The organism is Sulfitobacter sp. UBA4523 (assembly GCF_002388305.1).
Classification (GTDB): domain Bacteria; phylum Pseudomonadota; class Alphaproteobacteria; order Rhodobacterales; family Rhodobacteraceae; genus Sulfitobacter; species Sulfitobacter pontiacus.
The window spans coordinates 394-24,703 of the sequence record NZ_DGMH01000039.1; the positions used below are offsets into that span (position 1 = coordinate 394).

A 24,310-nucleotide genomic window follows, 5' to 3' on the forward strand; every position below is an offset into this window, starting at 1 on the left:
GGGGCGAGTCTCTCGCTCAAGTTCTGACGTGGGGCGGGCAGCCTGATGGTGTGCCCGTTCCTGCAAACACCAAAGAGACGGCCCGAATATCCTGACAAAACACAGGTTTGCGGGCTATTCGGGCATACCCTTGCCGTAAAACTTTCAAAAAGTTGGATTAATTCGCCTGCCTTACCTTGCGGCGCCTCGATCCGAGGTGCAGAAAGACGCCATCTACGCGGTGGTCTGCAAAGCAAGGGAGACACGTATGAAAGACTGGAACGCTTTGGCGAGCGCGCTGTATGACGGCAGCTTTCGGCCGATGTTCATCAACGGTCAATGGTGCCCGGCCCAATCGGGCGCAGAGATGGATGCGCGCAATCCGGCGAACGGGTCTTTGCTGGCGACTGTACCGCAGGGGGGCGCGGCGGATATTGATGCCGCCGTAAAAGCCGCCCGCGCGGCGTTCGAGGGGCCTTGGGCCAAGTTCACCCCGTTCGAGCGTCAGGCGCTGCTGCTGCGCATCGCTGACAAGTTCGAGGCAGAATGGGAACGCCTGTGTCTGTCGGACACGTTGGATATGGGGATGCCGATCCAGCGCACGCTGGCCAATAGCCGTCGCGTGTTGGGGATGTTGCGGTTCTATGCGGGGCAGGCGGTGATGATCCACGGCCAGACAATCCCGAACTCCTTCCCCGGCGAGATTTATTCATCCACCGTGCGTGAACCCGTGGGCGTGGTCGGGGCGATCATCCCGTGGAATGCGCCAATCGCCGGTTCCGTCTGGAAGATCGCGCCCGCGCTGGCGACCGGCTGCACCGTGGTGTTGAAACCGTCCGAGGAGGCGTCGCTGACCGTGCTGATGATCGCGCGGTTGATGCAAGAGGCGGGGCTGCCCGACGGGGTGCTGAATGTGGTGACCGGATTGGGGGCCGATGCCGGTGCCGCGCTGGCGGCGCATCCGGATGTGGACAAGATCGTGTTCACCGGTTCAACCGCCACCGGTCAGGCGATTGCCCGCGCGGCAACGGGCACGTTGAAACAAGTCTCGCTTGAGCTGGGGGGTAAATCGCCGGTCATCGTTTGTAAGGATGCGGATATCGACAAGGCGGTGCCGGTCGCGGCCATGTCGGTCTTTGCCAATTCGGGTCAGATTTGCATCGCCGGATCGCGGTTGTTTGTGGCGCGTGAGATCCATGATGAATTCACCCGTCGTGTGGCGGAGTTTGCCGCGGGTCTGAAGATCGGGCAGGGGATTGACGAGGGCACGGATATCGGACCCATCATCTCGGCCCGTCAGGCCGAACGGATCGCCGGTTTCCTGTCGGACGGTCCGGCCGAGGGCGCAACGGTTCTGACCGGCGGGCAACGTGCCGAAGGGGCGGCGCTGGAGGGTGGGCATTTCATTCAGCCCACCGTTTTTGGCGGCGTCACCGACGACATGCGCATCGCCCGCGAAGAGATCTTCGGCCCCGTGATTTCCGCGCTGCCGTTCGATGATCTGGACGAGGTCGTGACCCGCGCCAACGACACCCCCTATGGGCTGGCTGCTGGTGTATTCTCGACCAATCTGGGGACGGCGCACAAGCTGGCGCATCGGCTGAAAGCAGGGTCGGTCTGGGTGAATATGTATCACGCCATTGATCCAGCGGTGCCATTTGGCGGGGTCAAGATGTCGGGGTATGGCCGCGAAGGCGGGACCGAGCATCTGGAAGAATATCTGGACACCAAAGCGATCTGGATCAACGCGGATTAAACCGCGCTGCGGGACAAAGGGAGGAACGCGATGAAAGTTGGCATTATCGGTGTCGGTCTGATGGGCCACGGCATTGCGCGGAACGTCTTGCGCAAGGGCAAGTTCGAACTGGGCTTTCTGGATCACCCCGGCAACCAGCCGGTAGACGAGATTACGGGCCTTGGTGCGGTGGCGTATGACACGCCTGCCGCGCTGGCGGCGGTGAGTGATGTGATCATACTCTGCGTCACCGGATCGCCTCAGGTGGAGGCGATTGTCACCGGCGATCACGGGCTGGTGTCGGCGTTGAAACCCGGTGCGGTGGTTGTCGATTGTTCGACCGCGCTGCCCGACAGCACCCTGCGTATGGGCGACGCGGTGCAGGCCGCGGGCGGGGCCTACCTGGATGCGCCGATGACGCGCACGGCGAAACATGCCCATGACGGGGCGTTGAACCTGTTGGTGGGGGGCGACGCGGCGGTGCTGGAAAAGGTCCGGCCCGTGCTGGTAAGCTTTACCGATACGGTCGACCACGTCGGGGCGCTTGGCCACGGGCACCGGTTAAAGCTGCTACATAACTATGTGTCGGTCGGGTTCATGACCCTGCTGGCCGAGGCCGCAGCGCAGGCCGCCGATGCGCAGATCGATCCGCAGGTCTTTGTGGATGTTCTGGCTGGCGGGGGCGGGGCCAGTGTCGCGCTGGACCGCCTTGCCCCCTACATCACGCAAGGCGACCGCGAAGGGCTGCCGTTTTTCGTCAGCAATGCACAAAAAGACATCGACTATTACCGTGCCATGTCGACCGCATCGGGGGCGCAACAGACCGTCGCCGATAACGTCTCTGCCGCGCTCGCCCGAACGGTCGAGGCGGGGCATGGTCAGGCCTATGTGCCCGAGCTGGTAAAGTTGTTCCGGAAATCCGCGCAGGGCTAAGGCAGCGTTGCGCGGTGCCACGAGGGCTGCATCTTGTCAGCTTTGGTGGGTTTAGATAGCACATCCACAAGGTTACTGGGAGGTTACCATGAAATTCAATCTGACACATTTTGCGGCCGCAAGCGCCTTTGTCGCGCTGGCGGGTGCTGCCGCCGCGCAGACCGAGATCAAGATCGGCTATGCTCTGGCCCCCGACAGCCACTATGGCGTCGCGGCGCAGAAATTCGAAGAGGTCGTGCTGGCGGAGACCGGCGACCAGTTCAGCTTCAAGCATTTCCCGTCTTCGGGTCTGGGCGGTGAACGCGAAGTGATCGAGGGGCTGCAACTGGGCACCATCGAGGCAACAATCGTGTCCTCGGGCACGCTGGCGAACTTCGTCCCCTCCACCGGTGTTTTTGACATTCCGTTCCTGTTCAGCGGGTTGGACCACGCCCGCGCAGTGCTGGACGGGCCCATCGGTCAGGAAATTCTGGGCGAGTTCGACACTGTCGGCCTGCACGGTCTGGCATGGGGCGAACAGGGCTTTCGCCACATCACCAACAACCGCAATGCGATCCACACGCCTGCCGATGTCGAAGGGCTGAAGATCCGCACGATGGAAAACCCCGTGCACCTCGCGGCCTTCGACGCCATGGGAGCCGCCCCCACGCCGATGGCTTGGCCCGAAGTGATTTCGTCGTTGCAGCAAGGTGTGATCGACGGTCAGGAAAACCCGCTGTCGGTGATCGTTTCGGTCAAGCTGAACGAAGTTCAGAAATATCTGACCCTGTCGGGCCACGTCTATTCGCCCGCGATGCTGCTGGTGTCCAAACCTTTCTGGGACGGGCTGGACGATGATCAGAAGGCCGCGATGGAAAAAGCCGCGACGCAAGCGGCTGCCGCGATGCGGGGCTATGTCGACAATGTGGAAACCTCGGGTGTGGAAACGCTGAAAGAGCGTGGCATGGAAGTAAACGCCCTGTCCGCCGAAGAGAAAGCCGCGTTTCAGGCGTCGATCAAATCGGCCTATGAGGGCTACTATGACACCTACGGCCAAGAGCTGGTCGACTCGATCGTAAACTTCGAGTGAGCAATACCGCCGGCATCCAACGGGTGCCGGCGACATCGGGCGAGGGGAAGCCGTGAAGAGACTGGAAACCATTTTCGTGGCGTTGAACGGTTGGGCGCTGATCCTCATACTTTCGGCAATGACGCTGATCGTCGGTGCCAATATCACCCTGCGCTATGTGACTGCCCATTCGCTGCCTTGGGCGGATGAGGCGGCGCGCTATCTGATGATCTGGATGACCTTTGGCGGCGCGGGACTTGTGCTGCGCACCGGCGGGCATGTCGCGATCACCAACCTACAGGATGCACTGCCCAGCTTGGGGCAAAAGCTGCTGCGGGCGGGGATTGCCTTGGGGCTTTTGGTCTTTTTCGGTTTCATGGTCTACGTCGGCATCCAATATGCTCAGCGCATGCAGTATCAGGTGACGCCCGCACTGCGGATGCCCTTCCTTTATGTCTACGCGGCGATGCCGGTCGGGTTTGCGCTGCTGATCGCCCACCTGCTGCTGATTGCGCGCCCCTTCATTATGGCGGGGGATTATAAACGGATGGATGGGGCCACCGCCGATCCGCTGCCCGGAGGCGCAAATGGCTGAGATCCTTTTTCCCGCGCTTTTCGTCCTGCTCGCCCTTGGTCTGCCCGTGGCCTTTGCGATGGCGATATCCGTCTTTGTCGCGCTGAGCTTCGGGTCGTCCTACCCCAACCTCGTTGTGGTGAAAGAGATGTTCTCGGGCCTTGATAGTTTCCCGCTGCTGGCGGTGCCGTTCTTTATACTCGCGGCAGAGATCATGACCGGCGGGGCGGTGACCCTTGCGATGCTGCGCTTGGCGCAATCGCTGGTGGGGCATCTGAAAGGGGGCTTGGGTCATGCGAATGTCGTCAGCTCTGCCATGTTCGCGGGGATCTCCGGCTCGGCGCTGGCCGATGCTGCGGGGCCGGGGACGATGATGATCCGCATGATGGAGAAGGGTGGCTATGGCCGTGCCTATGCCGGTGCGTTGACCATTTCGAGCTCGGTCGTGGGGCCGATTATCCCGCCGTCGATCACGATGATTATCTACGCCATGCAGGACCAGCAGGTATCGGTCGGGTCGCTGTTCATGGCGGGTGTGCTGCCGGGTATCCTGATCACCGCAGCGGTGCTGCTGGCCAATGCGCGGGTCAGCCACAAACGCGGCTATGCCAGCGGCGCGCCGATGCCCCCCTTGGCAGAGATCGCGCGGATCGCGTTATACGCGCTGCCCGCGCTGATGCTGGTGGTGCTGATCGTCGGCGGTATCCGTTTTGGTGTGTTCACCCCGACCGAGGCGTCGGTGATCGCGGTCTTCTACGCGCTGTTCGTCGGCATGTTCGTCTACCGGTCGCTGCGGGTCGCGGATCTGCCCGCAATCATCCTGCGCGCGGCCCTGGTGTCGGGGGCGGTGCTGTTGATCCTTGGCGCGGCGCGGGCCTTTGCCTGGGTGTTGATCATCGAAGGCGTGCCGCAGTTTCTGGCAGAGACGATCATTGCCTGGGATCTGTCGCCGATTGTCTTTTTGCTGGCGGTGAATGCGCTGTTGCTGGTCTTTGGCCTGTTCATGGACCCGCTGCCCGGGGTGATGATCCTTGTGCCGATCCTTGCGCCGATCAGCTTTGCGCTTGGGATCGACCCGGATCATTTCGCGATTATCGTGATTGTGAACCTGACCCTTGGTCTGACCACACCGCCGGTGGGCAGCCTGATTTTTGTCGTCTCGTCGGCGGTGAACATCAAGCCATCGGCCCTGATCAAGGAAATGCCACCGTTCTTTATCGCACTGATGGGGGCGTTGCTGTTGATCACCTTTATCCCTGCGCTGTCCACGTGGTTGCCGACGCTTAGCGGGTTCTAGGGGGAACTGTCCTTTGATATCGGGTTGTTTGCCAAGGATAAAACCCAATTTAACCGTGCCTTAAGCAAAATAAACTTTCCCAGATTCGTGAAGTGTGGTCATGTTGGGGAAAAAGTTGGGCAGGCAATGACAATAACTTATGCAGCAGCGCGCAATGCGCCGATGTTGGCGTTGGAAGATGAACGTGTCCTGTTAAAGGATTGGCAGGTTAGCAAAGATAAGTTCGCGCTTGAATCCTTGGTGCTGTCCCATGCGCGTATCGTGTTCTACTGGGCGCGCAAGCTCAGCGATGATCAGGCCGAACGCGAAGACCTGATCTCCGAAGGGATACTGGGGCTGATCCACGCCGCCGATCTGTTTGATCTGGATCGGGATGTGCGGTTTTCGACCTATGCGAAATGGTGGGTCAAGAACGCCACGATGACCGCCCGCAACCACCTGCGCGCCATTGTCGAGACTCCGGCGGGCGTGCAGAAAACGGTGCAGCATTCCATCGACGATGATGACAGCTTTGCGCTGCTGGCCTCGGAAGACCCCAACCCCGAAGAGGCCGTGATCGCGCAGTCGTCGCAAACCCTGATCCGCGCGCGACTGCTTGAGGCGATGGAACGGCTTCAGCCGATGGACCGCGAGGTGCTGGGGGCACGGACCTTGCAGCAGCCCCCCGAAAGCATTCAGGATCTTGCCACGCGGATGGAGGTCACCCCCGCCAAGCTGCGCCAGATCGAACGCCGCGCGATGTCGCGGTTGAAGTATGAGCTCGCGGCGCGTGGCGTCATGACAAGCAAGATGCACTGAGATGAATGTCGCTCTATCCGCATTGATGACGGGGCAGGCTGGCGTGAAAACCGGCAAGGGCTCCAGCGCCGTGCCCGAAGGGTTCGCCGCGCTGATGGGGACCGTCGCAATTGGCGAGGCAGGTGCTGCGGTGCCGCCCTTCACCCTCGGCCCCGATGGTGAGCCTATTCTGCTGGGTAGTGACGATACCACCCCGGAGGCGATGGCAGATGTGCTGGGGCTTTCCCCGACCACAGAGCAAGCGGGCGATCCGACGGCCCTGTCGATGGAGGCATCCTTCACCGGTCTGATGTCGGCCGCCCAACCGACGGGCGAGGGGGCGACCGCTCAAGCAACGGGGGCGGTAACCACCGCGACCACGGTCAGCGCCCCCGCAGTCGCTGTGCCACAGACGTTCGTGCAAGGTGTCGCGGGCGACGCAGACCCTCAGTTGCCGTTGGCCGCGCCATCCTTGGCCGCTGACGCGGTAGCGGCCAACGTGACGCAAACCGCTGTTAAGGTCGCGCCCGAAACGGCTGCACCTACGGTGCTATCCCCTGTCGAGGCGAAAACCGATGTCAAAATCGCGGCACCCGCACCGCAAGCCTCTGTTGTGCCGCAGTCCGTTGCTGCCCCCGCGACAGCAGTAGCGGCACAGCAACCAATCGCTGCTACGGCAGAGGTTCAAAGCGTTGCGCAAACGCAGGTGGTTGCGGGGGTGCAACCCGTCCCTAAACCGCAGGTTAGTGACAAGGTTTCGACCCCGCCGCGTGCAGCACCCCAAGCCGCGGCCGCTGTTGAGGGAACCGCCCCGCCAGAACCATCGATCGACGCGGATACGCCCGTCGCGCCGTTGCGCCAGGCCGCCTTCGGGGCAGAGCAGCCGACCTTCTTGAACGCAGGGCAGAATGGCGCAGCCACACAGGGCAAGGCGCCCGTTGATGTCACCGCGACCTTCCGGCCCGCCGAGGTGGTTCAGGCGCAGCCCGTGGAAAGCAACGCGTTGATCCTCGCCGACCAAGCAAGCGATCTGAAAGCCGCCGCGCCAAGTGCCGAGACGCAGGCCAAACCTGCACCGAAACCCTTTGCCGATGCGCTGATCTCGCAAGTGAAGGCCGTCGAGGCGAAAGAGGGCCGCACCTCGGTCAGCTTGCATCCGCGGGGGTTGGGGCAAATCGAGATCGAGGTCGTCACCGACAAGGACAGCGGCACCCGCGTTGTGGTCCGTGTCGAAAACCCTGCCGTGCTGCAAACGCTGCGTGATGAGCGCCAGCTTTTAGCGCAGGGGCTCGGGTTTACCGATGCGGGCAGCTTTGAATTCCAGCAGGGATTCTCGGACGAGGGTGCGCGCGATCAACACCGCTCTGCCGCGGGGTTCGGTGGGGGCATTGATGACGGCGCAGGCCCTGTGACCGCTGGCGTTCAACACAAAAATGTGGTGGATGACGGACAACTTGATATTCTCACCTAAGGGGGTGTGATCCATGCTGACAAGCCAGACACTGTTGAACAATTTCACAAGCACGAACCAAAGCTCGGCGCAGGATTCACTGGGCCAGTTGGGCGAGGATTATACCAAGTTCCTGACCCTGCTGACCGCGCAGATCCAGAACCAGGATCCGCTTGAGCCGGTCGATAGCACGCAGTTTGTCGCACAGCTTGCGCAGTTGTCGCAGGTGGAACAAGCGGTGCAGACAAACACGCAGCTAGAGACATTGACCAGCCAGATCAGCGGCTTGCTGAATTTGGGGGGCACCGATCTTCTGGGGCGCGATGTCACGGTGCAATCCGATGTGGTGATGCTGGAAGATGGCACGACCTCGACCTCCTACGAGGTGGGGGCCGGCGCAGCCGAGGTCACCGCGAAAATCTATGATCCGCTGGGGCGCAATGTGCGTACGATCAACGGCCTGTCCACAGTATCCGGCACCACGAACCCGCTGGGGTGGGACGGCAAGGACGATTACGGCAATGCGCAGTTGGCGGGGAAATACACCGTGGTGCTGACGGCGAAAGATGCCGCTGGCAACAATATCGCGATCCAGCCGTCGCGCAGTGCTCGCGTCGAAGATGTACGTTTCCGCGAGGGAGAGATCATCTTTGGTCTGGACGGCGGCGAAACCGCGTCGTCGATCACGGTAAAATCGGCGAGCTGATCAGGTCCGTCAGTTGCGCAGGCTGGTATTGGCGTAAAAGCTGTTCAGCCGTGCCGTACGTACTGCTGGGAAATTAACGTAGAGCTTGCGCACGATTTGCGCGGCAAGCTCTGCTTTGCGGGCTTCTTCTTCTATCGGTTGGGCGAGGCTCAGGTCGGTTTCCGCAAGCTCGGCGATCGCTGACACGGTTGCGTCACGCAAACGGGCGCGCCCGACGGCACCGTTGATCTCGTGAAACGACGAAGCCCCCATGACATAGACATCCATGTCAAACACCAGATGCAGGATTTTGCGGCTCTGGATGATTTGCATGGTGAATTTGCCCAAAGGCATCTTGAACATCAGCTCTTGCGTGGCCGCCTGATCCGAGGGGGCTGATGTCGTTGGCCGCATAAAGCGTTCCCCGACATAGCCCATGGCCCCCGCACCAATCACGCAAACGACGATGATGATGTATTTGATCACGCCCGCGTCCCGCCTTAGTAGGGCAGGAACACTTCAAGCGCGTCCTGACCGTAGCGCGCGGTTTGCACCGTCGAAATCTGCCCGCGCCCACCATAGGTGATCCGCGCCTCGGCGATTTTGTCATAGTCGATGGTGTTCCCGACGTTGATATCGGACTGACGGATGATGCCGGCGATGCGCAGCTCGCGCAGTTCGTTGTTCACCTTGACCTCTTGCCGTCCGGCGATCACAAAATTCCCGTTGGGTAGGGTCTGGATCACAAGGGCGGCCACGCGCAAGCGTATGGTCTCGTTCCGGCGGATCGACCCTTCGCCTTCGCTGGACGAACTGCTCGACAGGCCAATCAGCTGCCCGCTGTCGGTCGAGGTGTCGAAGTTCAGGATATCGGGGTCGTCCACCCCAGTGGAGGAGGATCGGCTGCGCCCTGTGGCATTTTGCAACTGCGCGCGGTCATCGATATCGATCAGAACGGTGACCAGATCGCCCACGTCGCCGGCGCGACGGTCCTGAAACAGACGCGGTGTTGAATTGCTCCAGAGGCTGGCCTGATCGGCGCGTTTGGGCTGTTCAGGCGCTTTGGGCAGGGGCATCGGGATGCTCACGCGGTTGACCTCGCCCATGTGGTCGGGGCTCAGCGTCAGATCACTGACTGTGGGGTTGTGGGTTTCCTGAAAATCACCACAGGCCGCCAGAAAAAGCGCCGAAGCTGCAAGCAGGCAGCCGAGCCGAGCAGGAAAACGAAGGGATGTCATTGTACGACCTCGACGACGCCTGCTGCCATCGCGATGGTCGACAGGGCCTTGTTGCTGGAAAGGTTGACGACGCGCAGTTCCTGACCCTTATGGGCATCATCCAGGGCACGTCCTTTGGCCGTTAGCTGCAGCCCGCCGTGGGTCAGGCGGATTTTGACCTTTTCACCGCGGCTGATGATACGGGGCGGCATGACCGAATTGCGCGGGACGGGGCGGCCAGTGACCAGCATACGACGCACCTGCTGGCCGACGAGTTGTTCATATTCATTTATCGCATAGCTGCCGACCCGCTGCATCGGCATTTCAACCAGAGACACATCCTGGGCGCGGACGATTTCATCGGGCACGATGCGCCGGTTGGGAACAGGCACGGTCAATGTCACCATCGCCAGCCCCCATACGCGTTGCGGGACACCGCTGTCGGTGACCACATTTGCGATGAATTGGCCCGAGTCAGGGTCGATCCAGAACTCCTGCACGAAGTTGCCCTTCTTGATCATCCCCTCGGCCATGCGGATATCCAGCTTGGCTTTCGCGGGCAAAGTGGCACCCAGTTCGGCGACGGCGCGTTCCTCGATCAGGTCGGTCACGGGCACGGCTTGTGCAAGCACAGGGCCCGCCACCACAAGAGCGGCGGCAAGCTGGAACAACACGAAAAGGGCAATGGCAACACGTTTCATCGGTTCAACCCGTTACTTGATCTGGTTCGTCGTGGTCATGATCTGATCGGCGGTCTCGATCGCCTTGGAGTTCATCTCGTAGGCGCGCTGTGCCGAAATCAGATCGGTGATCTGCTGGATGATGTTGACGTTCGACTGTTCAAGATATCCCTGCCGCGTGATGCCGACGCCGGGGGTGCCGGGGACGTTCTGTACAGGCTCACCCGATGCGGCGGTCTGCTCCATTAAGTTGTCACCGACGGGTTTCAGGCCCGCTTCGTTCAGGAAGGTCGCAAAGTTCAACTGGCCCAGTTCCACCGGCTCAGGGTCGTTTTCAACATAGGCCATGACCACGCCTTCTTGGTTGATTTCGACCTGACGGGTCAGTTCGGGCACGATGATCGCGGGCTCGACCTCATAGCCGTTCAGAGTGACCAGCTGGCCTTCGGCGCTGAGCTGGAAGTTCCCGTCGCGGGTAAAGGCCTGGGTGCCATCGGGACGGTTCACGGTGAAATAGCCGCGCCCCTCGATCGCGAGGTCCAACTGGTTTTCGGTCTGGATCAAGCCGCCCTGGATGTTGTGACGGATCACGCCCGCCGCCTGCACGCCCAAGCCGATATCAGTGCCTACAGGCCGCGCAGTGCCTTCTTCGGAGGTCAGTGATCCGGCGCTCGCAAAGCTTTGATAGACCAGATCCTGAAACGCGGCGCGCCCGCTTTTAAAGCCGGTGGTGTTGGCGTTGGCGATGTTGTTGGCGATGACGTCAACGTTGGTCTGTTGCGCCAACATGCCCGTGGCCGCGATCCCGAGTGCTTTCATCTTATGCTCCTTCCGGCGGCGTTATACGCGCCCAAGTTTCTGGATGGCCGTGCGGGTCAGATCATCGTCCGACCCCATCAGTTTGACCGAATTCTCGTAGGCCCGTTGGATGTCGATCAGACGGGTCATTTCAAGGACGGCGTTCACGTTGCTGCCCTCAATAAAGCCCTGCTTGACCTGCGGGTTCTCCATCTGCTGCGGCTGACCTGCGTTCGGGGGCAACTGGTACATGCCCGCACCCATGGGCAGCATCTGCGCCGCCTCGTTGATCGCGACAACGCTGACCGCGCCAAGCACCGCGCCTTGGGGGTTGGTCACGGTGCCGCTGGTGGTGATCACCACCTCGTCCCCCACATCATCGGGCAGCACGACAGGCCCGCCGCCCACGCCAAGCAGGGGCATACCGCCTGCGGTTTTCAATTGGCCGTCCACATCCACAACAAGGCGCCCGTGACGGCTGTAGCCGGTTTCACCGCCGGGCAGCTGGAAGCTGAGCCAGCCATCACCGGCCACGGCGATGTCCATCGGGTTGCCGGTCTGCATCAACGGGCCGTCGGCAAGTTCAAGGTACGTCCCGCTTTCGCGCACATAGTTGATCGCGTTATCGCCGCTGCCATCGGGTATGGATTCAAGCACGGGGTGGATCGCCTTGTAGCCCGAGGTCGTGGCGTTGGCGAGGTTATGCGCCGTCGTGTCCATGTTGCGGGTCAGCACGGTTGCCTGAGAAAGCGCCACATAACTGATATTGGTCATCTCATCCTCCGGCGGTGCTGAAGCATCACGAAAAAACGCATTGTACATGTCATTGCAAATACAAATTTTCATGAATACAAGGATAAGGCAAGTTCTATTTACACTCTCAAGGATAGGTGTGCGCCAGTATATTTGCATATCGGTGGTTAAGGCGTTGCTGGTTCTTGCGGTTCCGGCGGGTGTACTTGTGGCCGCGCCCTCTGATGTGGTTGATACGCTGGATCACAGCGCGTTGGACGCAGGGCAGACATGGCGGCGGGATCTGGATTTGCGGCGCTGGTCTCCGGACGGGTTGCGCGATGATTTGCGGCACAGCATCGCCAAGCTCGGCAGCCAGCCGGGCAATGACCAGACGCGGGTGATGATGGATGTGGCCGAACTGTATATGGCCCATATGCTGCTGTTCGAGGCGGGCTCTATCCTTGCCGAAGTGACCCCTGATACGCCGGTTCATAAGCGCCGTCACCGTGCGCTGTCCGACGCGGTGCGTCTGCTGGCGGGGGAAGCGCCGACCGCGGTAACGCCCCCTTTCAACACGTCTCCGCTGGCAGGCAACCGACCGGATCGCGCCTTTTGGGCCAGTCTGGACGCGATAGCCACCTCCGACGTTCGGCGCTTGTCGGATAATATCGAGCCAAGCTTTGGTGGGCTGAGCACACAGCCGGAGTCTGTCGTGCGGGCCGTTCTGCCTGTGCTGCTTGAAGCGGCGATTGAGCTGGATAAGCGCGAATATGTCGACGCGACCCTGCGCCTGCTGGACGAAATGCCAGAGCTGGCCGGGGCCGAATCCGGCACATTCCTGCGTGCACGGGCTGCGCAAAAGCGGGGCGACGCGGCGACCGCGCTCAAGATCTATCTGGAAGCGGCAGAGGGCTGGGACCAATACGCCGTGCGCGCCCGTTTGGCGGTGGCGGATATGGCGCTTGCCGATGGCGGAAGAGGCGCGCTGCTGGCGGCACAATCGACCCTAGAGGGCGGATCAGAGGCGTGGCGCGGCGGGCGGTACGAGCTGGAAGTATTGCGCCGGCTTGAACGGGTGTATCACGCATTGGGCAACCACCCCGAAGCCGTGTTGACCCTTGGCCGTATTCTGCTGCGGTTCCCCGAACGTGCCGAAGCCGCCCCGGTTGAGGCGCAGGCGCAAGAATTGCTGGCAGATATCTATAAGGCGGGGGGCGAGGGGCAGTATCCGCTGTCGGCTTGGGTCGCGCTGCATCTGCGTTTGCTGCCCTATTTTCGCTATACCGAAGGGTTCACGGCGCAGATTGAAACATTGGGTGACTACGTCCTGAAGCTGGGGTCGACCGATCTGGCGGCCAAGGAATACCGTCGTGCCGTGCGTATCTTGCAAGAAAAGCAGGAAGAACAAGGCACCTCCCGCGCGGCCGAGATTTTTCGCCTGAACATGAAGCTTGCGCAAGCGCAGGTGCAGGGCGGGCAATTCGCCGATGCACGGCTGACGTTGGAGTTGATGGACGTAAGCGTCGCCCCCGAGATGGAGGAGGCGCATCAGAGTTTGCTGGCGCAAACCCTCTCTAAACTGGGGGATAAGCCTGCGTTGCTGAAGGCGTCCGTCGATGCGCCAACGGCGCAGCATTTGCGAGATGTGGGGCTCGCGCTGTCGGAGGAAGAGCGCTGGCCGCAGGCGGCGGACGTTCTTTCGCAGCTTTGGCGGACATATCCGCAGGATTTTTCCTTGCAGGATGCCACACGCCTGTTGATCGCGGCCTATCGGTCCGAAGATCAAGAGACGCTACAGCAGGTGACGCGTTCGTTCCCCAGTCTCACGCCGTCTAAAGACCTGATTTCACTAGCGAATAGCATATCCGAGGTGCGCGATAACGTGCTGCCGCTGAGCGCGGGCGGGGCGGCGAAGCGGCTGGAGCAACTAGAGAATGCCTTTGAAAGCATCGCGAATTCGGGGATATCTCCATGAACTCGGCTGCAAATTTCGGCTAAACCAAGGTTAGACAAAAATAAATCGCGAAAATTTAACCTTCTTTAAACCAATTCCATTATTTGTCCTGTTAGGCAAGAATACCAAGAACGACAACGAGGTAGGAAAATGAGCATTTCAAGTGCGCTTCAGACGGGTGTCAGCGGGCTGCGCGCCAACTCCAAGGCGGTTGGCAGCATCTCCGAGAACATCGCAAACTCGAACACGGTGGGGTACCGCCGCGGGTTCGCGCATATGGTCACGACCACTGCCTCGGGCGGGAATGGCGACGGGGTCCTGTCGGTCAACGCCGTTGAAGAGCTGGACATCGCGACAGCAGGCGGCCTGATCTCGACCAACTCCTCTACCGATCTGGCGATTGGCGGGAACGGTTTCTTCGCGGTGTCGATGAACCCGAACGAGACAGTGCAGACCAACTACATGCTGACCCGCGCGGGGTCGTTCCTGCCGGATGAACAGGGCAACCTGAAAAACGCGGCGGGATACTATCTTGCGGGCTACCCCTACGGGCTGGAAGGGGACATCGGGTCGGTCGACCGGACGTCCTTCAAGGATATGGAAACGGTCAACATTGGCAACCTGAACATCTCTGCCGGCGTGACGTCGACCATCACCGCCTTTGGCAACCTGCCATCGCAGGACACAGGCCAAGCAGATCCGGGCGCACCTTTTGTCACCTCGTCCGAGGTGTTCACCGCCTTGGGTGAAAGCCAGCGCGTGAGCTTTTCCTGGGCCCCTGGCACCACGGCGAACACATGGGATCTGGCGATTGCGGATCAGAATGGCAATGGGCTGGGCAGTGTCACGATCGAGTTCAACAACGCCGGACCAGCGGCGGGCTCTCCGCTGAGCTATAGCAACATCAATTCCACCGCGACGGCACCGGCCGCCTTTACCGTGGACCCTGCGACAGGCGTGGCGACGATCACCCTTGATAACGGGGTTGTCCCGCAAGAGATCGACATCACCCTTGGCAAGCCCGGCGCATTTGACGGGATCAGCCAGTTCGCGGGGGATTTCAGCCTCGCGTTTGATCGGGACGGGTCCAGCGCGGGCGAGCTGGTGCGCACTGAGATCACCGAAGACGGCACATTGTTCGGCGTTTTCGATAATGGCATGCGCCGCGCGCTTTATGACATTCCCGTCGCTGTCGTCGCCAACCCCAACGGGCTGGTCGAAGTGAAGGGCAACGCCTATCGCCTGTCGGGTGAAACAGGGTCGTTCTCTGCGTTGCAGGCCAATTCCTCGACCGTGGGGTCGATCAACGCCGGTGCGCTTGAAGGGTCTAACGTGGACATTGCGCAAGAGATGACCGACCTGATCAAGGCGCAGCGGGCGTTTTCGACCAATGCCAAAGTGATCACCACCGTCGACGATATGATGGATGAAACCACCCGTCTGAAACGATAAGCCAGACGGTCTGACCGGAGCATGACATGAGCCTTTCGGGCGCGCTGAATTCGGCGACAGCCGGTTTGCATACGACACAGGGTCAGTCGCGGATCGCGGCCGATAACGTGTCGAATGCGATGACCCCCGGTTATGTCCGGCGCGAGGCGGTGCTGGTCACCGCCAGCGGCGGGCAGGGCGGTGCCGTCATCAGCGAGGTCCGCCGCGAGGTCGATGCGACGCTGCAACGGATGTCGCGGCTCGAAAACAGTCGGATGACGCAGTATCAGTCTATTCAGGAAGGGCTGACCACCTATACCGCCTACCTGGGGCAACCCGGGGACGGCACATCGCCCGCAGACCGATTTAACGATTTCCAGAACAGCCTGACAACGTTGGTCAATATGCCGTCGTCGAACGGGGCGCAGACATCCGTCGCGCTGGCGGCAGAGGATCTGGTGCGGTCGGTCAAAGGGGCGGCGACAACGCTGTCGACGACGTTGAACGACGTGAATATGGAAATCCGCTATGAAGTCGCGGACCTGAACACGGCCCTATACCAGTTGCGCGATCTGAATGCCTCGGGCAGCGGCTTTACCCCCGGTTCGCTGGAGGCCGCGCAGTTTGATGAAAAGGTCGACACGATCCTTGACCAGATTTCCGGGATCGTCGACACGCGGATACATCGGTCTTCGAACGGATCGATCAGCCTTTATACGGTCAGCGGGGCCGCATTGCTGGAGGGGCGCGTCGTGCAGGATGTAACCTTTAACCCCAGCGACGGCACCTTGATGGCGGGCAATCAGGACATCACCCCGTTCAAAGACGGTGTGCGTGGTATTCAGCACGGCAGTCTTGCGGGGCTTTCCGAGCTGAAGAGAGAGACTATACCGCAGTTTAGTCAACAGTTGGACGAATACGCGCGGGGGCTGATCCAAACGTTTGAGGGTGCCGATGCCAGCCTTGCGCCGGGCGAGGCGGGGCTGTTCACAGATAATGGGATCGCGTTTGATCCGGCAAATATCACCGGTCTGGCGAGCCGTTTGCAAATAAACAGCAAGATCTCCTCTACCGGCGAGGCGGAGGTTTGGCGTATCCGTGATGGTCTGGGGGCCACGTCCCCCGGTGCAGGGTCTGAAACGGTGCAGATCAACGCCTTTCTGGCAGGGCTCGACACGGCGATGAATGCGTCGACGGGCACGGGTATTCCCGCCGAGGTCACCTTGCGCGATTTTTCGGCAGAGATGATCACCAGCCAAGCGGCCACGCGCGCGCGGGCAGAGAATGACTTTAACGCCGCGGCCTCTGCGGCCGAGGTCGTGATGTCGGCTCGGCGCAATTCCGAGGGTGTGAATATTGACGACGAGATGCAGCAACTGCTGTTGATCGAACAAAGCTATGCGGCAAACTCCAGAGTGCTTACAGCCGTGTCAGAGATGATCGACACGCTAATCGCAGCGGTATGAGGCAGAGACAATGGTTCTAGGTATCAGCAGTTTTTCGTCGTTCCAGTTTAACCTTTTCAACCGTCAGAACGTGCAGCGCACGACGCTGGAATTGCAACGGGTGAGCGAAGAAGTCTCTACCGGAAAGAAGGCGGACATCTATGCCGATCTGGGCCCGCGCGCGGCCTCGGTGATGAAGTTGCACGGGCGCGAGGCGAATACCCAGACCTTCATGACATCGAACGACGTGCTGGCGAGCAAGCTTGACGCGATGCTTGCGTCCGTCGACGCCGCGCGCACGCAGGTACAATCGGTGCTGGAAAGCGCGCTGGTCAACGCCACACGCAATGGCAACGGGGCAGAGGTGTTGCAGATGCAGGCCCGCGCCGCGCTGGAAAGCCTCGTGTCGACGATGAACACGTCCTATAATGGCGAGAACCTGTTTTCGGGGCTGGAATCCAACAAGACCTCGCTGACCCGCTGGCCTGAAACCAGTGCCGACACAGGCCGTTCACCGCAATCGGTGGTCGAAGAGATTTTTGGTGCCGGTCCAACCGACCCAGCCAGCGCCCAAGCCATCGCGGATCAGCTAGAGACCGTGTTCAACTCGCAAGACGCCGACGCCAGCCGGAATTTTCAGGGCACCTTCTATCAAGGCTCGCCCGAGCGTGATGCCAGTGGGGCCGAGACAAAGCAGATCAGCGCCTGGGTGAATACCGGACAAGAGGTCGTCTACGGCGTGCGCGCCAATGACCAGTCTTTCCGCGATGCCTACAAAGGGTTGGCGATGCTGGCCGTGACCGACGTGAGCCAGATGGACGAAGCGGCCTATAGCACCTGGATGTCAGAGGTGGTCGATAGCCTGTCGGCGTCGCAAGAGGGTATGTTGGATATCTCGGCGCGGATCGGGTTCAACCAGCAGATCGTTGAAAAGACCCAAACGCAGCTTACGGATCTGTCGCTGGTGCAGCGTACGCAAATCTCGAACTACGAAAGTGTTGATCCCTACGAGGCGATCACGCGCATGAATAGCCTCGAGACACAGTTGCAGGCGAGCTATCAGGTCTCCTCGCGGCTTTCGAGCCTGTCGATCCTGAATTACCTGCGCTGATCAGCCGGCTTTCGACGTCACCTCGGGCGAGCTTAGCTTGTAGCCGCGGCCATGCACGGTTTCGATATACTGCCAGCCTGACTTCGACGCGGAAGCGAGCTTTTTGCGCAGTTTGCAGATGTAGACGTCGATGACCTTATCGAAGGGCTGATCGATGCTGCTGCCATAGATTGCGTCATAAATCGCGTCTTTAGAGATGACTTTGTTCGAGTTCAGCGCAAGATGCTGGAACACCGAATATTCCCGTTTCGACAGTTTGATGCGGCTGCCCGATACAATCGGATCGCGCCCGTCGAAATAGGCGGTCAGCTCTCCGACGATCACGCTTTCAGAGGCATGGCCATAGTGACGCCGGATGATCGAATTGGTCCGCGACAGCACTTCGGCCCCACGGATCGGGCTGACGATCACATCATCCGCGCCAAGGTTCAGCAGGTCCGACGTATCCTTGGCGTTGCGGAAATCCTTGAGCACGATCACCGGGTTGACGCAGCCTGCGGTACGCATCGCGCGGATATATTCACGCGTATCCTCACATTCACCGATCAGAACCGCATTGGTCTGATGGCCCGGTTGCAGCAATGGGCCAAGGCCCGTCGTGAAAAACTCGGCGGTGACGAACTGAAGCTCGATACCTGCGCTGCGCAGCTCTGCCGTAAGGCCGGCGCATCGTTCTTTCCGCTGTTCGAAAATATACATGCGCATGTTTGTGTGCCCTAAACCCTGACTATTCCTATCGGTAGCAAGTATATTCTGCGGTAGCAACAATTAATAGATGATTTAACTTGTATAAATCCGGTTATTACGTGATTATGCCAAGGATAGTTGAACTGTTCTTGTACCGGAGATTTCGCAATGGCGCACGGCCAGCGACGCCCCATGACCCGCCTGCTGCGCTGTCTGCAGGCCCTTGCCGCCGCAGCACTGTTGGTTGTGCCCGCGATGCCGTCCTGGGCCGAGGTCCGGATCAAGGACATTGCGCATTTTGAAGGTGTGCGGGAAAACCATCTGATCGGATATGGCCTCGTTGTCGGGCTTTTGGGGACGGGGGATAAGCTGAACTCCAGCCCGTTCACCCGTGAATCCATTCGTGGGATGCTTGAACGGCTTGGCGTTGCGAACCTTGATGGCGAGGCGCTGAAAACCAAGAACACCGCCGCCGTGATGGTGACGGCCAAGCTCCCCCCGTTTGCGCGGCGCGGCTCGCCCATCGATATCACGGTCTCTTCGCTAGGTGATGCAACAAGTCTGCGGGGCGGTACCTTGTTGATCACCCCGCTGACGGGCGCGGATGGCGAGGTTTATGCCGTGGGGCAGGGCGCGGTTGCGGCCTCGGGCTACCGGGTGGATGGCAATGCCGCGAGCGTTGTGGATGGTGTGCCGACCATCGCGCGGATCGAAAACGGGGCCATCGTCGAGCGCGAGATCGAATTCAGCCTGTTTCAGCTCGACAGTATCCGGATTGCGCTGAACAACCCCGATTTCACCACGGCGGATCGCGTGCGCGAAGCCATCGCGAAACACCTTGGGTCCAGTCAGGTCGAGGTGCTGGATTCCGGTACGATCGAGGTCTGGGTCGGTGACAAACGCAACGCGCCCGAGACGATCATGGCGGTGGAAAACCTGCTGGTCACGCCGGACGCCGTGGCGCGGGTCGTGATTGACGAAAAGTCGGGCACCATCGTCATGGGCTCGGACGTGCGGATCGCGCAGGTCGCGATCAGCCAGGGGGGGCTGACCGTGCGCGTGCGCGAGAATTTCGGCGTCAGCCAGCCCGGTCCGATCAGCCTTGGCGGAAATACGGCCGTGATCAGCGAGGAACCTATCTCTATCGGGGGGACGACCGTGATCGTGCCGGAGACCGAGATTGATATCGAAGAAATTGACGGCAGCTTTACCATTCTGAACGGTGACGTGAGCCTGCAAGAGCTTGTCGACGGGCTGAACGCCATCGGCGTCGGCGCGCGGCAGACGATTGCGATTTTGCAGGCCATCAAGGCCGCAGGGGCGCTTCACGCCGATCTGGAGATTATCTGATGACCGGTTCAATCCCCCCGTCACTGCCTAGTTTCGACATCGCCAAACCCGACCGCGCGGTGCAGACAGGTAAAGAATTCGAAAAGGTGTTCTTAACCCAGTTCGTCGACGAGATGATGAAAACCGCCGGTGCCTCTGCTTTCGGCGGGGAGCAGCAGGCGGATATGTGGCGGTCCTTCATGTCCGAAGCCGTCGCTGGCCAGTTGGTAGAGCAGGGCGGTTTGGGCTTTTCCGGTAGCGTGTCGCAAATGCTGGACGCTTACGGGCAGGGCAAAGCCAAATTTGCGGAGCAGGGCGAATGACCCCGCGCACCTTCCGTTTCGGTCAACGCGGCACCGCCCCCGAGGGCGAGGCCCCTGACCAGCTGGTGCTGACCCCGCAGGACGAGGAAAACATTCACGCCTATGTCGCGAAAATCCACGACACCATCGACGTGCTGAACCGCGAGGTCGAGGCGATCAAAGCGGGCAATCTGGATGTCGTCAGCGCGATTTTCGAAGAAAAATCCCGCGCGTTGAAGTGGCTGGAGCTACAAACCCCGCTGGTCGAACCCTTTATGGATCACCCGATTATGGTTGAGCTGGAGGTGAAGGCGCAACTCAAGCAGTTAAAGGGGGCGATTGAAGAGGATAGCGCAATTTTATCCCGCATGGCCGTCGCCGCCCGCACCATTCTGCGCGAGGTCAAAAAGATCAGCAATCGCAATGCGCTAGACGGAAATTATGGCAAGATGGGCCAACGTGTGAGCGGCGTTGCGGATAAGAATATGCACGTCGATCAGAAATTCTAACGCGCGTTCCGTCGATTTTACCCAATTTGTTAACCCTGCTTTAACCTGAGCTGCTATGTAGTTCAGGTTAGCCTTTTACGGCTGACCTCAGTCAGAAGACTGGATCAATACGAGAAGCAAGGAGAACATTAAATGTCGTCCATTCTCACAAATAGCTCCGCAATGAACGCTCTGGCCACGTTGAAAGACGTGAACCGCGGGCTCAACGATACCCAAAGCCGTGTTTCCACAGGCCTGAAGGTTTCTTCCGGTAAAGACAACGCTGCCTATTTCGCCGTCTCCGAAACGATGAAAGGCGACAGCGGCATGTTCAAAGCCATCAACGAAGGCATGACCGCGACCAAGAACTCCGTCGCGACAGCCCGTCTAGGTGCCGAAACCGTTTCCGACATCGCACAGCAGATGGTCGAACGCATCGCTTTTGCTCAAAGCGACGGTATCAACAAGCAAGATGTTCAAGATGAGCTGGTTGCTCTTGCTAAAAATATGCAATCGGCGATCGATCAGGCGACCTTTAACGGGGATAATCTTGTAGACGGGGTTCAAGCCGCGGCTGGCCCTGTTACAGTTGTTAATGGTGTAAGCCGTGACGCCACAGGTGCATTTGGCGTTACCTCGTCCACTTTTAATGCAGTAGATTTGCAGGCAATCCAAACTACGCTCGCTGCGATTAATGTTACTGATTCTGCGACAACAATGGATGCAAAGCTTATCGCCGCTGAAGGTGAGCTCGGAAAGGCGATCTCGGCCGCAACATCTCTGGGCATCACCGAGAACACCATCGACGGCCAGATGCAGTTCATCGATAGCCTGACAGACACGCTGGATTCCGGCGTGAGCTCGATGGTTGATGCGGATATGGAAGAAGAAGCCGCGCGTTTGCAGGCCTATCAGGTTCAGCAGCAGCTGGCGACGCAGTCCCTGTCGATTGCAAACCAGGCCCCTCAGAACATCCTGAGCTTGTTCCGTTAATTCGGTTTAGGCGTTATATGAAAATACCCTCTCCACCACTGGTGGGGAGGGGCCCTGACGAAGCACCCACCGGCTTGGACATACGTCGCGCCGGTTTTTTATTGCGCTGTCGTCGCCTCGGCGCGGGCGCGTTCTTCGAAAAAACTACGCAGCGGGTCGTCGATGCCGGATTCCAGTATCATCCGGTAGGTGTCGGCAAAGCCTTCGGCGGCTGGGGTCTTGTCGCCGCGGCTTTGTGACAGAAATGGGCTGGCCGCGCGGAAAAATGTGATGGCTTGGTCCGTTTCCGGGTCGGACCCGGCTTTATACGCCCCCAATCGGATCAGATCTTCCATATCGGCGTAGCGGCCCAAGGCCTTGCGCGCGACTTTGGTGATCTCGTATTCTTCGGGAGAGTGGCAGCCCGGCAGCATCCGTGACAGCGATTTTTGCAGATCGATCGCGGGGAAACGCCCTTGTTCGGCGATGCGCCGGTCAAGCACCAGATGCCCGTCCACGATCCCGCGCACCGCATCCGCGATGGGTTCGTTCATATCGTCCCCATCCACCAGCACCGTATAAAGACCGGTAATGTCACCTTCTGCCGCCATGCCGGGGCCCGCACGTTCCAGCAAATGGGGCAGTTCGCTGAACACCGACGGCGGATAGCCCCGCAGGGTTGGCGGCTCGCCGCGGGCGAGGCCGATTTCACGCTGCGCCATCGCAAAACGGGTGACGCTATCCAGCAGCAGCAGCACCTGCTTTCCCGTCGATTTGAAGTATTCGGCAATCGCGGTCGTGGTTAATGCGGCCTGTTTGCGCAACAGCGGTGCCTCGTCCCCGGTAGAGACGACGACAACGGCGCGCGCCATGCCCTCCTCGCCCAAATCCTCCTGGATGAACTGTTGCACCTCGCGGCCGCGTTCGCCGATCAGCCCGATGACAATCACATCGGCATCCGTATTGCGGGCCAGCATGGCCATCATGGTCGATTTACCGACACCTGAACCCGCGAAGACACCCATCCTCTGGCCGCGGCAAATCGGTGTGAAAATATCAATACATTTGATCTGTGTTTCCAGCTTCTCGCCCACCTTCTTGCGGTCGAATGCACCGGGTGGGTTGGCGCGAAAGCGGGTTTTGCGGCGCGGGCGGCGCGCGCGGGTGTATTGCGTGAGGGGGCGGCCAAGCGCATCAACCACCGTTCCGATCCAGCTGTCGTCGGGGGATACCATATCGTCATGCTCAATCAATTCGACGGTATTCCCGACGGACACGCCCTCCCATGTGCCGAACGGCAGAACGCAAAGATCACTGCCCTGTGCGCTGACGACTTCGCCATCGATGTGTCCTGCGGGGGTGTGCACCCGGCATTGGCTGCCGATCGCTGCCATCGCCTCTAGCCCGCTGACGGTGAGGGTCATGCCAGTGATGGACCTGACGGTGCCCGAGATCTTTGCGCTGGCGCATGAATAGATGGACTTTTGCAGGTTTGCGAAGGCAGAAGTCAAAATATACTCTTTCGAAAATATTCTATCCTTGCTATATAACAAGGATAAATAATGAGTCTAGTATGAATACAGATCCCACATCCTTGTTCAGTCTTGCACCCAAGCGTTTGCAGTGGCTTGCCACGCGGCAGAATGTCGTGTCCGAGAATATCGCGAATTCTGACGTTGCGGGATACCGCGCGCAGGATGTGCAAAGCTTTGCCAGCTATTTGGAAGACGTAGGTCGGTCGCAGCGTTTGCAGGAGGCCGAGGTGGTTGAGGCGCGGGTTCTGGGTGGCACTACGGCAACCGGGAATAATGTGAACCTGGAAGAGCAGTTGGTCGAGGCGAACAGCGCCTCGGGTCAGTTCCAAATGGCCGCGAGCCTGTACCGCAAAGCGCACGAGATGGTCTACGCCGTCGCTGGCCGGAAATAACGGAGAGACGCGCGATGGATTCCCTTTCCAGAATTTCGGCAACAGCGGCGAGCGGGATGCGGGCGCAGGGTGACCGGTTGCGCATCGTCTCTGAAAACCTTGCTAATGCCAGTTCGACCGCGCAAACGGCGGGGGGTGACCCATACCAGCGCAAGACGATTTCTTTTGAAAGCGCTACGGATCCTTCAACGGGGGCGGCGATTGTGCAGTCTGCAGGCGTGCTGCGGGATGATGCCGATTTCACACTGCGGTATGAACCATCGCACCCCGCGGCGGATCAGAACGGCTATATCAAGATGCCGAACGTGAACCCGCTGATCGAAATGAGCAATATGCGTGAAGCCGCGCGCAGCTATGAAGCAAACCTTTCGATGCTGGACAAAGCGCGTGACATGCGCCGTCAGTTGGTCGAGCTGTTGAAGTAAGGTGCCAGAATGACAGATTTTTCCGCCATCCGTTCTTCTTATGTTGAAGCCGCCTATGCAAAGACGGTGCAGGGCGAAACGCGGGGTGCAAAACCCGCTGGCCCCGCCCCAAAAGATTTTGCCCAGATGGTCGGCGATGCCGCGTCGCAGGCGGTGGATTCGGTGCGCGAAGGCGACCAGATGGCGATCAAGGGGCTGACAGGGCAAGCCAGCCTGCAAGAGGTTGTTCAGGCCACCATGGCGATGGAGCAGACAGTTCAGGTTTCGGTCGCGCTGCGTGACAAACTGGTGGAAGCGTACCAAGAAGTTATGCGTATGCCGGTTTAACGTC

At 60.0% G+C, this 24,310-nt stretch carries 26 protein-coding genes; 19 read left to right on the plus strand and 7 right to left on the minus strand.

The annotated features are described in order from the left end of the window. Positions 1 to 247 precede the first annotated feature (247 nt). The 8 genes from B3849_RS09515 to B3849_RS09550 all read left to right on the plus strand — a co-directional run bounded on the left by B3849_RS09515 (position 248) and on the right by B3849_RS09550 (position 8,499). Positions 248 to 1,735: an aldehyde dehydrogenase family protein gene (locus B3849_RS09515; protein WP_286780051.1), complete on the plus strand. Its 1,488-nt coding sequence runs from the start codon at positions 248 to 250 to the stop codon at positions 1,733 to 1,735. Positions 1,736 to 1,765: 30 nt separating this feature from the next. Beyond that, positions 1,766 to 2,647: an NAD(P)-dependent oxidoreductase gene (locus B3849_RS09520; RefSeq protein ID WP_278425758.1), complete on the plus strand. Its 882-nt coding sequence runs from the start codon at positions 1,766 to 1,768 to the stop codon at positions 2,645 to 2,647. A gap of 88 nt (positions 2,648 to 2,735) precedes the next feature. Further along, complete coding sequence (locus tag B3849_RS09525; protein ID WP_180829488.1) at positions 2,736 to 3,716, plus strand: TRAP transporter substrate-binding protein; 981 nt, start codon at positions 2,736 to 2,738, stop codon at positions 3,714 to 3,716. 52 nt (positions 3,717 to 3,768) lie between these two features. Next, positions 3,769 to 4,290, plus strand: a complete 522-nt coding sequence (locus B3849_RS09530) for a TRAP transporter small permease (protein WP_278425757.1) — start codon at positions 3,769 to 3,771, stop codon at positions 4,288 to 4,290. Continuing rightward, a complete protein-coding gene (locus tag B3849_RS09535) occupies positions 4,283 to 5,566 on the plus strand; it encodes a TRAP transporter large permease (RefSeq protein ID WP_009824360.1) in 1,284 nt (427 codons plus the stop codon). Before B3849_RS09530 ends, B3849_RS09535 begins: the two co-directional genes overlap by 8 nt. A 126-nt stretch (positions 5,567 to 5,692) precedes the next feature. Further along, positions 5,693 to 6,364 carry a sigma-70 family RNA polymerase sigma factor gene (locus tag B3849_RS09540; RefSeq protein ID WP_278425755.1) on the plus strand — a complete coding sequence of 224 codons (672 nt, stop codon included), beginning with the start codon at positions 5,693 to 5,695 and terminating at the stop codon, positions 6,362 to 6,364. A gap of 1 nt (position 6,365) precedes the next feature. After that, positions 6,366 to 7,814, plus strand: a complete 1,449-nt coding sequence (locus B3849_RS09545) for a flagellar hook-length control protein FliK (RefSeq protein WP_278425754.1) — start codon at positions 6,366 to 6,368, stop codon at positions 7,812 to 7,814. Between the two features lie 34 nt (positions 7,815 to 7,848). After that, positions 7,849 to 8,499: a flagellar hook assembly protein FlgD gene (locus B3849_RS09550; protein ID WP_286780052.1), complete on the plus strand. Its 651-nt coding sequence runs from the start codon at positions 7,849 to 7,851 to the stop codon at positions 8,497 to 8,499. A 9-nt stretch (positions 8,500 to 8,508) separates the two neighbouring features. Here the strand turns inward: B3849_RS09550 and B3849_RS09555 are convergent, their stop codons facing one another. From B3849_RS09555 to B3849_RS09575, 5 genes are read right to left on the minus strand one after another with little or no spacing between them, the layout of a single operon-like run. Then, complete coding sequence (locus tag B3849_RS09555) at positions 8,509 to 8,964, minus strand: flagellar biosynthesis protein FlgH (RefSeq protein WP_278425752.1); 456 nt, start codon at positions 8,962 to 8,964, stop codon at positions 8,509 to 8,511. Between the two features lie 14 nt (positions 8,965 to 8,978). After that, positions 8,979 to 9,716: a flagellar basal body L-ring protein FlgH gene (locus B3849_RS09560; RefSeq protein ID WP_005849010.1), complete on the minus strand. Its 738-nt coding sequence runs from the start codon at positions 9,714 to 9,716 to the stop codon at positions 8,979 to 8,981. After that, positions 9,713 to 10,396 (minus strand): flagellar basal body P-ring formation chaperone FlgA, encoded by a 684-nt coding sequence (gene flgA, locus B3849_RS09565; RefSeq protein WP_005849011.1) that lies wholly within the window; start codon positions 10,394 to 10,396, stop codon positions 9,713 to 9,715. Before flgA ends, B3849_RS09560 begins: the two co-directional genes overlap by 4 nt. Before the next feature lie 12 nt (positions 10,397 to 10,408). Then, on the minus strand, positions 10,409 to 11,194 hold the full coding sequence (flgG, locus tag B3849_RS09570) for a flagellar basal-body rod protein FlgG (protein WP_005849013.1): 786 nt from the start codon (positions 11,192 to 11,194) through the stop codon (positions 10,409 to 10,411). A gap of 21 nt (positions 11,195 to 11,215) precedes the next feature. Continuing rightward, the gene (locus tag B3849_RS09575; protein ID WP_278375726.1) at positions 11,216 to 11,947 is read right to left on the minus strand and encodes a flagellar hook-basal body complex protein; all 732 of its coding nucleotides are present in this window, start codon (positions 11,945 to 11,947) and stop codon (positions 11,216 to 11,218) included. A 118-nt stretch (positions 11,948 to 12,065) separates the two neighbouring features. Here B3849_RS09575 and B3849_RS09580 point away from each other — a divergent pair, with 118 nt between their 5' ends. The 4 genes from B3849_RS09580 to B3849_RS09595 all read left to right on the plus strand — a co-directional run bounded on the left by B3849_RS09580 (position 12,066) and on the right by B3849_RS09595 (position 17,849). Continuing rightward, on the plus strand, positions 12,066 to 13,883 hold the full coding sequence (locus tag B3849_RS09580; RefSeq protein WP_278425751.1) for a tetratricopeptide repeat protein: 1,818 nt from the start codon (positions 12,066 to 12,068) through the stop codon (positions 13,881 to 13,883). Between the two features lie 129 nt (positions 13,884 to 14,012). Continuing rightward, positions 14,013 to 15,314, plus strand: coding sequence for a flagellar hook protein FlgE (locus B3849_RS09585; protein WP_005849017.1), 1,302 nt, complete (start codon positions 14,013 to 14,015; stop codon positions 15,312 to 15,314). A 26-nt stretch (positions 15,315 to 15,340) separates the two neighbouring features. After that, positions 15,341 to 16,759, plus strand: a complete 1,419-nt coding sequence (gene flgK / locus B3849_RS09590) for a flagellar hook-associated protein FlgK (protein WP_278425750.1) — start codon at positions 15,341 to 15,343, stop codon at positions 16,757 to 16,759. Between the two features lie 10 nt (positions 16,760 to 16,769). Then, positions 16,770 to 17,849, plus strand: a complete 1,080-nt coding sequence (locus tag B3849_RS09595) for a flagellin (RefSeq protein WP_243252080.1) — start codon at positions 16,770 to 16,772, stop codon at positions 17,847 to 17,849. Here B3849_RS09595 and B3849_RS09600 read toward each other — a convergent pair whose 3' ends face one another. Next, the gene (locus tag B3849_RS09600) at positions 17,850 to 18,554 is read right to left on the minus strand and encodes a response regulator transcription factor (protein ID WP_286780053.1); all 705 of its coding nucleotides are present in this window, start codon (positions 18,552 to 18,554) and stop codon (positions 17,850 to 17,852) included. 174 nt (positions 18,555 to 18,728) lie between these two features. Between B3849_RS09600 and B3849_RS09605 the strand changes: the two genes are divergently transcribed. From B3849_RS09605 to B3849_RS09620, 4 genes are all read left to right on the plus strand, one after another. Then, the gene (locus B3849_RS09605) at positions 18,729 to 19,886 is read left to right on the plus strand and encodes a flagellar basal body P-ring protein FlgI (protein WP_278425748.1); all 1,158 of its coding nucleotides are present in this window, start codon (positions 18,729 to 18,731) and stop codon (positions 19,884 to 19,886) included. Next, positions 19,886 to 20,188: a hypothetical protein gene (locus B3849_RS09610; protein WP_064216621.1), complete on the plus strand. Its 303-nt coding sequence runs from the start codon at positions 19,886 to 19,888 to the stop codon at positions 20,186 to 20,188. Before B3849_RS09605 ends, B3849_RS09610 begins: the two co-directional genes overlap by 1 nt. After that, the gene (locus B3849_RS09615) at positions 20,185 to 20,676 is read left to right on the plus strand and encodes a flagellar biosynthesis protein FlgI (protein ID WP_278425747.1); all 492 of its coding nucleotides are present in this window, start codon (positions 20,185 to 20,187) and stop codon (positions 20,674 to 20,676) included. The genes B3849_RS09610 and B3849_RS09615 overlap by 4 nt, the downstream gene beginning before the upstream one ends. A gap of 132 nt (positions 20,677 to 20,808) precedes the next feature. Further along, positions 20,809 to 21,648 (plus strand): flagellin, encoded by an 840-nt coding sequence (locus B3849_RS09620; RefSeq protein WP_286780054.1) that lies wholly within the window; start codon positions 20,809 to 20,811, stop codon positions 21,646 to 21,648. Between the two features lie 98 nt (positions 21,649 to 21,746). Here B3849_RS09620 and B3849_RS09625 read toward each other — a convergent pair whose 3' ends face one another. Next, the gene (locus B3849_RS09625) at positions 21,747 to 23,138 is read right to left on the minus strand and encodes a FliI/YscN family ATPase (protein WP_184583845.1); all 1,392 of its coding nucleotides are present in this window, start codon (positions 23,136 to 23,138) and stop codon (positions 21,747 to 21,749) included. 62 nt (positions 23,139 to 23,200) lie between these two features. Between B3849_RS09625 and B3849_RS09630 the strand changes: the two genes are divergently transcribed. From B3849_RS09630 to B3849_RS09640, 3 genes are read left to right on the plus strand one after another with little or no spacing between them, the layout of a single operon-like run. Further along, positions 23,201 to 23,554, plus strand: a complete 354-nt coding sequence (locus B3849_RS09630; protein WP_184583843.1) for a flagellar basal body protein — start codon at positions 23,201 to 23,203, stop codon at positions 23,552 to 23,554. Between the two features lie 14 nt (positions 23,555 to 23,568). Then, positions 23,569 to 23,979 (plus strand): flagellar basal body rod protein FlgC, encoded by a 411-nt coding sequence (gene flgC, locus B3849_RS09635; protein ID WP_074636865.1) that lies wholly within the window; start codon positions 23,569 to 23,571, stop codon positions 23,977 to 23,979. Positions 23,980 to 23,988: 9 nt separating this feature from the next. Further along, a complete protein-coding gene (locus B3849_RS09640) occupies positions 23,989 to 24,306 on the plus strand; it encodes a flagellar hook-basal body complex protein FliE (RefSeq protein WP_005849033.1) in 318 nt (105 codons plus the stop codon). Positions 24,307 to 24,310 lie beyond the last annotated feature (4 nt).

Excerpts from the sequence above, each read along its gene's own strand:
- B3849_RS09515 (WP_286780051.1), top strand. The coding sequence starts at position 248 with ATGAAAGACTGGAACGCTTTGGCGAGCGCGCTGTATGACGGCAGCTTT.
- B3849_RS09520 (WP_278425758.1), top strand. The coding sequence starts at position 1,766 with ATGAAAGTTGGCATTATCGGTGTCGGTCTGATGGGCCACGGCATTGCG.
- B3849_RS09525 (WP_180829488.1), top strand. The coding sequence starts at position 2,736 with ATGAAATTCAATCTGACACATTTTGCGGCCGCAAGCGCCTTTGTCGCG.
- B3849_RS09535 (WP_009824360.1), top strand. The coding sequence starts at position 4,283 with ATGGCTGAGATCCTTTTTCCCGCGCTTTTCGTCCTGCTCGCCCTTGGT.
- B3849_RS09540 (WP_278425755.1), top strand. The coding sequence starts at position 5,693 with ATGACAATAACTTATGCAGCAGCGCGCAATGCGCCGATGTTGGCGTTG.
- B3849_RS09545 (WP_278425754.1), top strand. The coding sequence starts at position 6,366 with ATGAATGTCGCTCTATCCGCATTGATGACGGGGCAGGCTGGCGTGAAA.
- B3849_RS09560 (WP_005849010.1), bottom strand. The coding sequence starts at position 9,716 with ATGACATCCCTTCGTTTTCCTGCTCGGCTCGGCTGCCTGCTTGCAGCT.
- flgA (WP_005849011.1), bottom strand. The coding sequence starts at position 10,396 with ATGAAACGTGTTGCCATTGCCCTTTTCGTGTTGTTCCAGCTTGCCGCC.
- flgG (WP_005849013.1), bottom strand. The coding sequence starts at position 11,194 with ATGAAAGCACTCGGGATCGCGGCCACGGGCATGTTGGCGCAACAGACC.
- B3849_RS09575 (WP_278375726.1), bottom strand. The coding sequence starts at position 11,947 with ATGACCAATATCAGTTATGTGGCGCTTTCTCAGGCAACCGTGCTGACC.
- B3849_RS09585 (WP_005849017.1), top strand. The coding sequence starts at position 14,013 with ATGAGCATTTCAAGTGCGCTTCAGACGGGTGTCAGCGGGCTGCGCGCC.
- flgK (WP_278425750.1), top strand. The coding sequence starts at position 15,341 with ATGAGCCTTTCGGGCGCGCTGAATTCGGCGACAGCCGGTTTGCATACG.
- B3849_RS09595 (WP_243252080.1), top strand. The coding sequence starts at position 16,770 with ATGGTTCTAGGTATCAGCAGTTTTTCGTCGTTCCAGTTTAACCTTTTC.
- B3849_RS09600 (WP_286780053.1), bottom strand. The coding sequence starts at position 18,554 with ATGCGCATGTATATTTTCGAACAGCGGAAAGAACGATGCGCCGGCCTT.
- B3849_RS09605 (WP_278425748.1), top strand. The coding sequence starts at position 18,729 with ATGACCCGCCTGCTGCGCTGTCTGCAGGCCCTTGCCGCCGCAGCACTG.
- B3849_RS09610 (WP_064216621.1), top strand. The coding sequence starts at position 19,886 with ATGACCGGTTCAATCCCCCCGTCACTGCCTAGTTTCGACATCGCCAAA.
- B3849_RS09615 (WP_278425747.1), top strand. The coding sequence starts at position 20,185 with ATGACCCCGCGCACCTTCCGTTTCGGTCAACGCGGCACCGCCCCCGAG.
- B3849_RS09620 (WP_286780054.1), top strand. The coding sequence starts at position 20,809 with ATGTCGTCCATTCTCACAAATAGCTCCGCAATGAACGCTCTGGCCACG.
- B3849_RS09630 (WP_184583843.1), top strand. The coding sequence starts at position 23,201 with ATGAATACAGATCCCACATCCTTGTTCAGTCTTGCACCCAAGCGTTTG.
- flgC (WP_074636865.1), top strand. The coding sequence starts at position 23,569 with ATGGATTCCCTTTCCAGAATTTCGGCAACAGCGGCGAGCGGGATGCGG.
- B3849_RS09640 (WP_005849033.1), top strand. The coding sequence starts at position 23,989 with ATGACAGATTTTTCCGCCATCCGTTCTTCTTATGTTGAAGCCGCCTAT.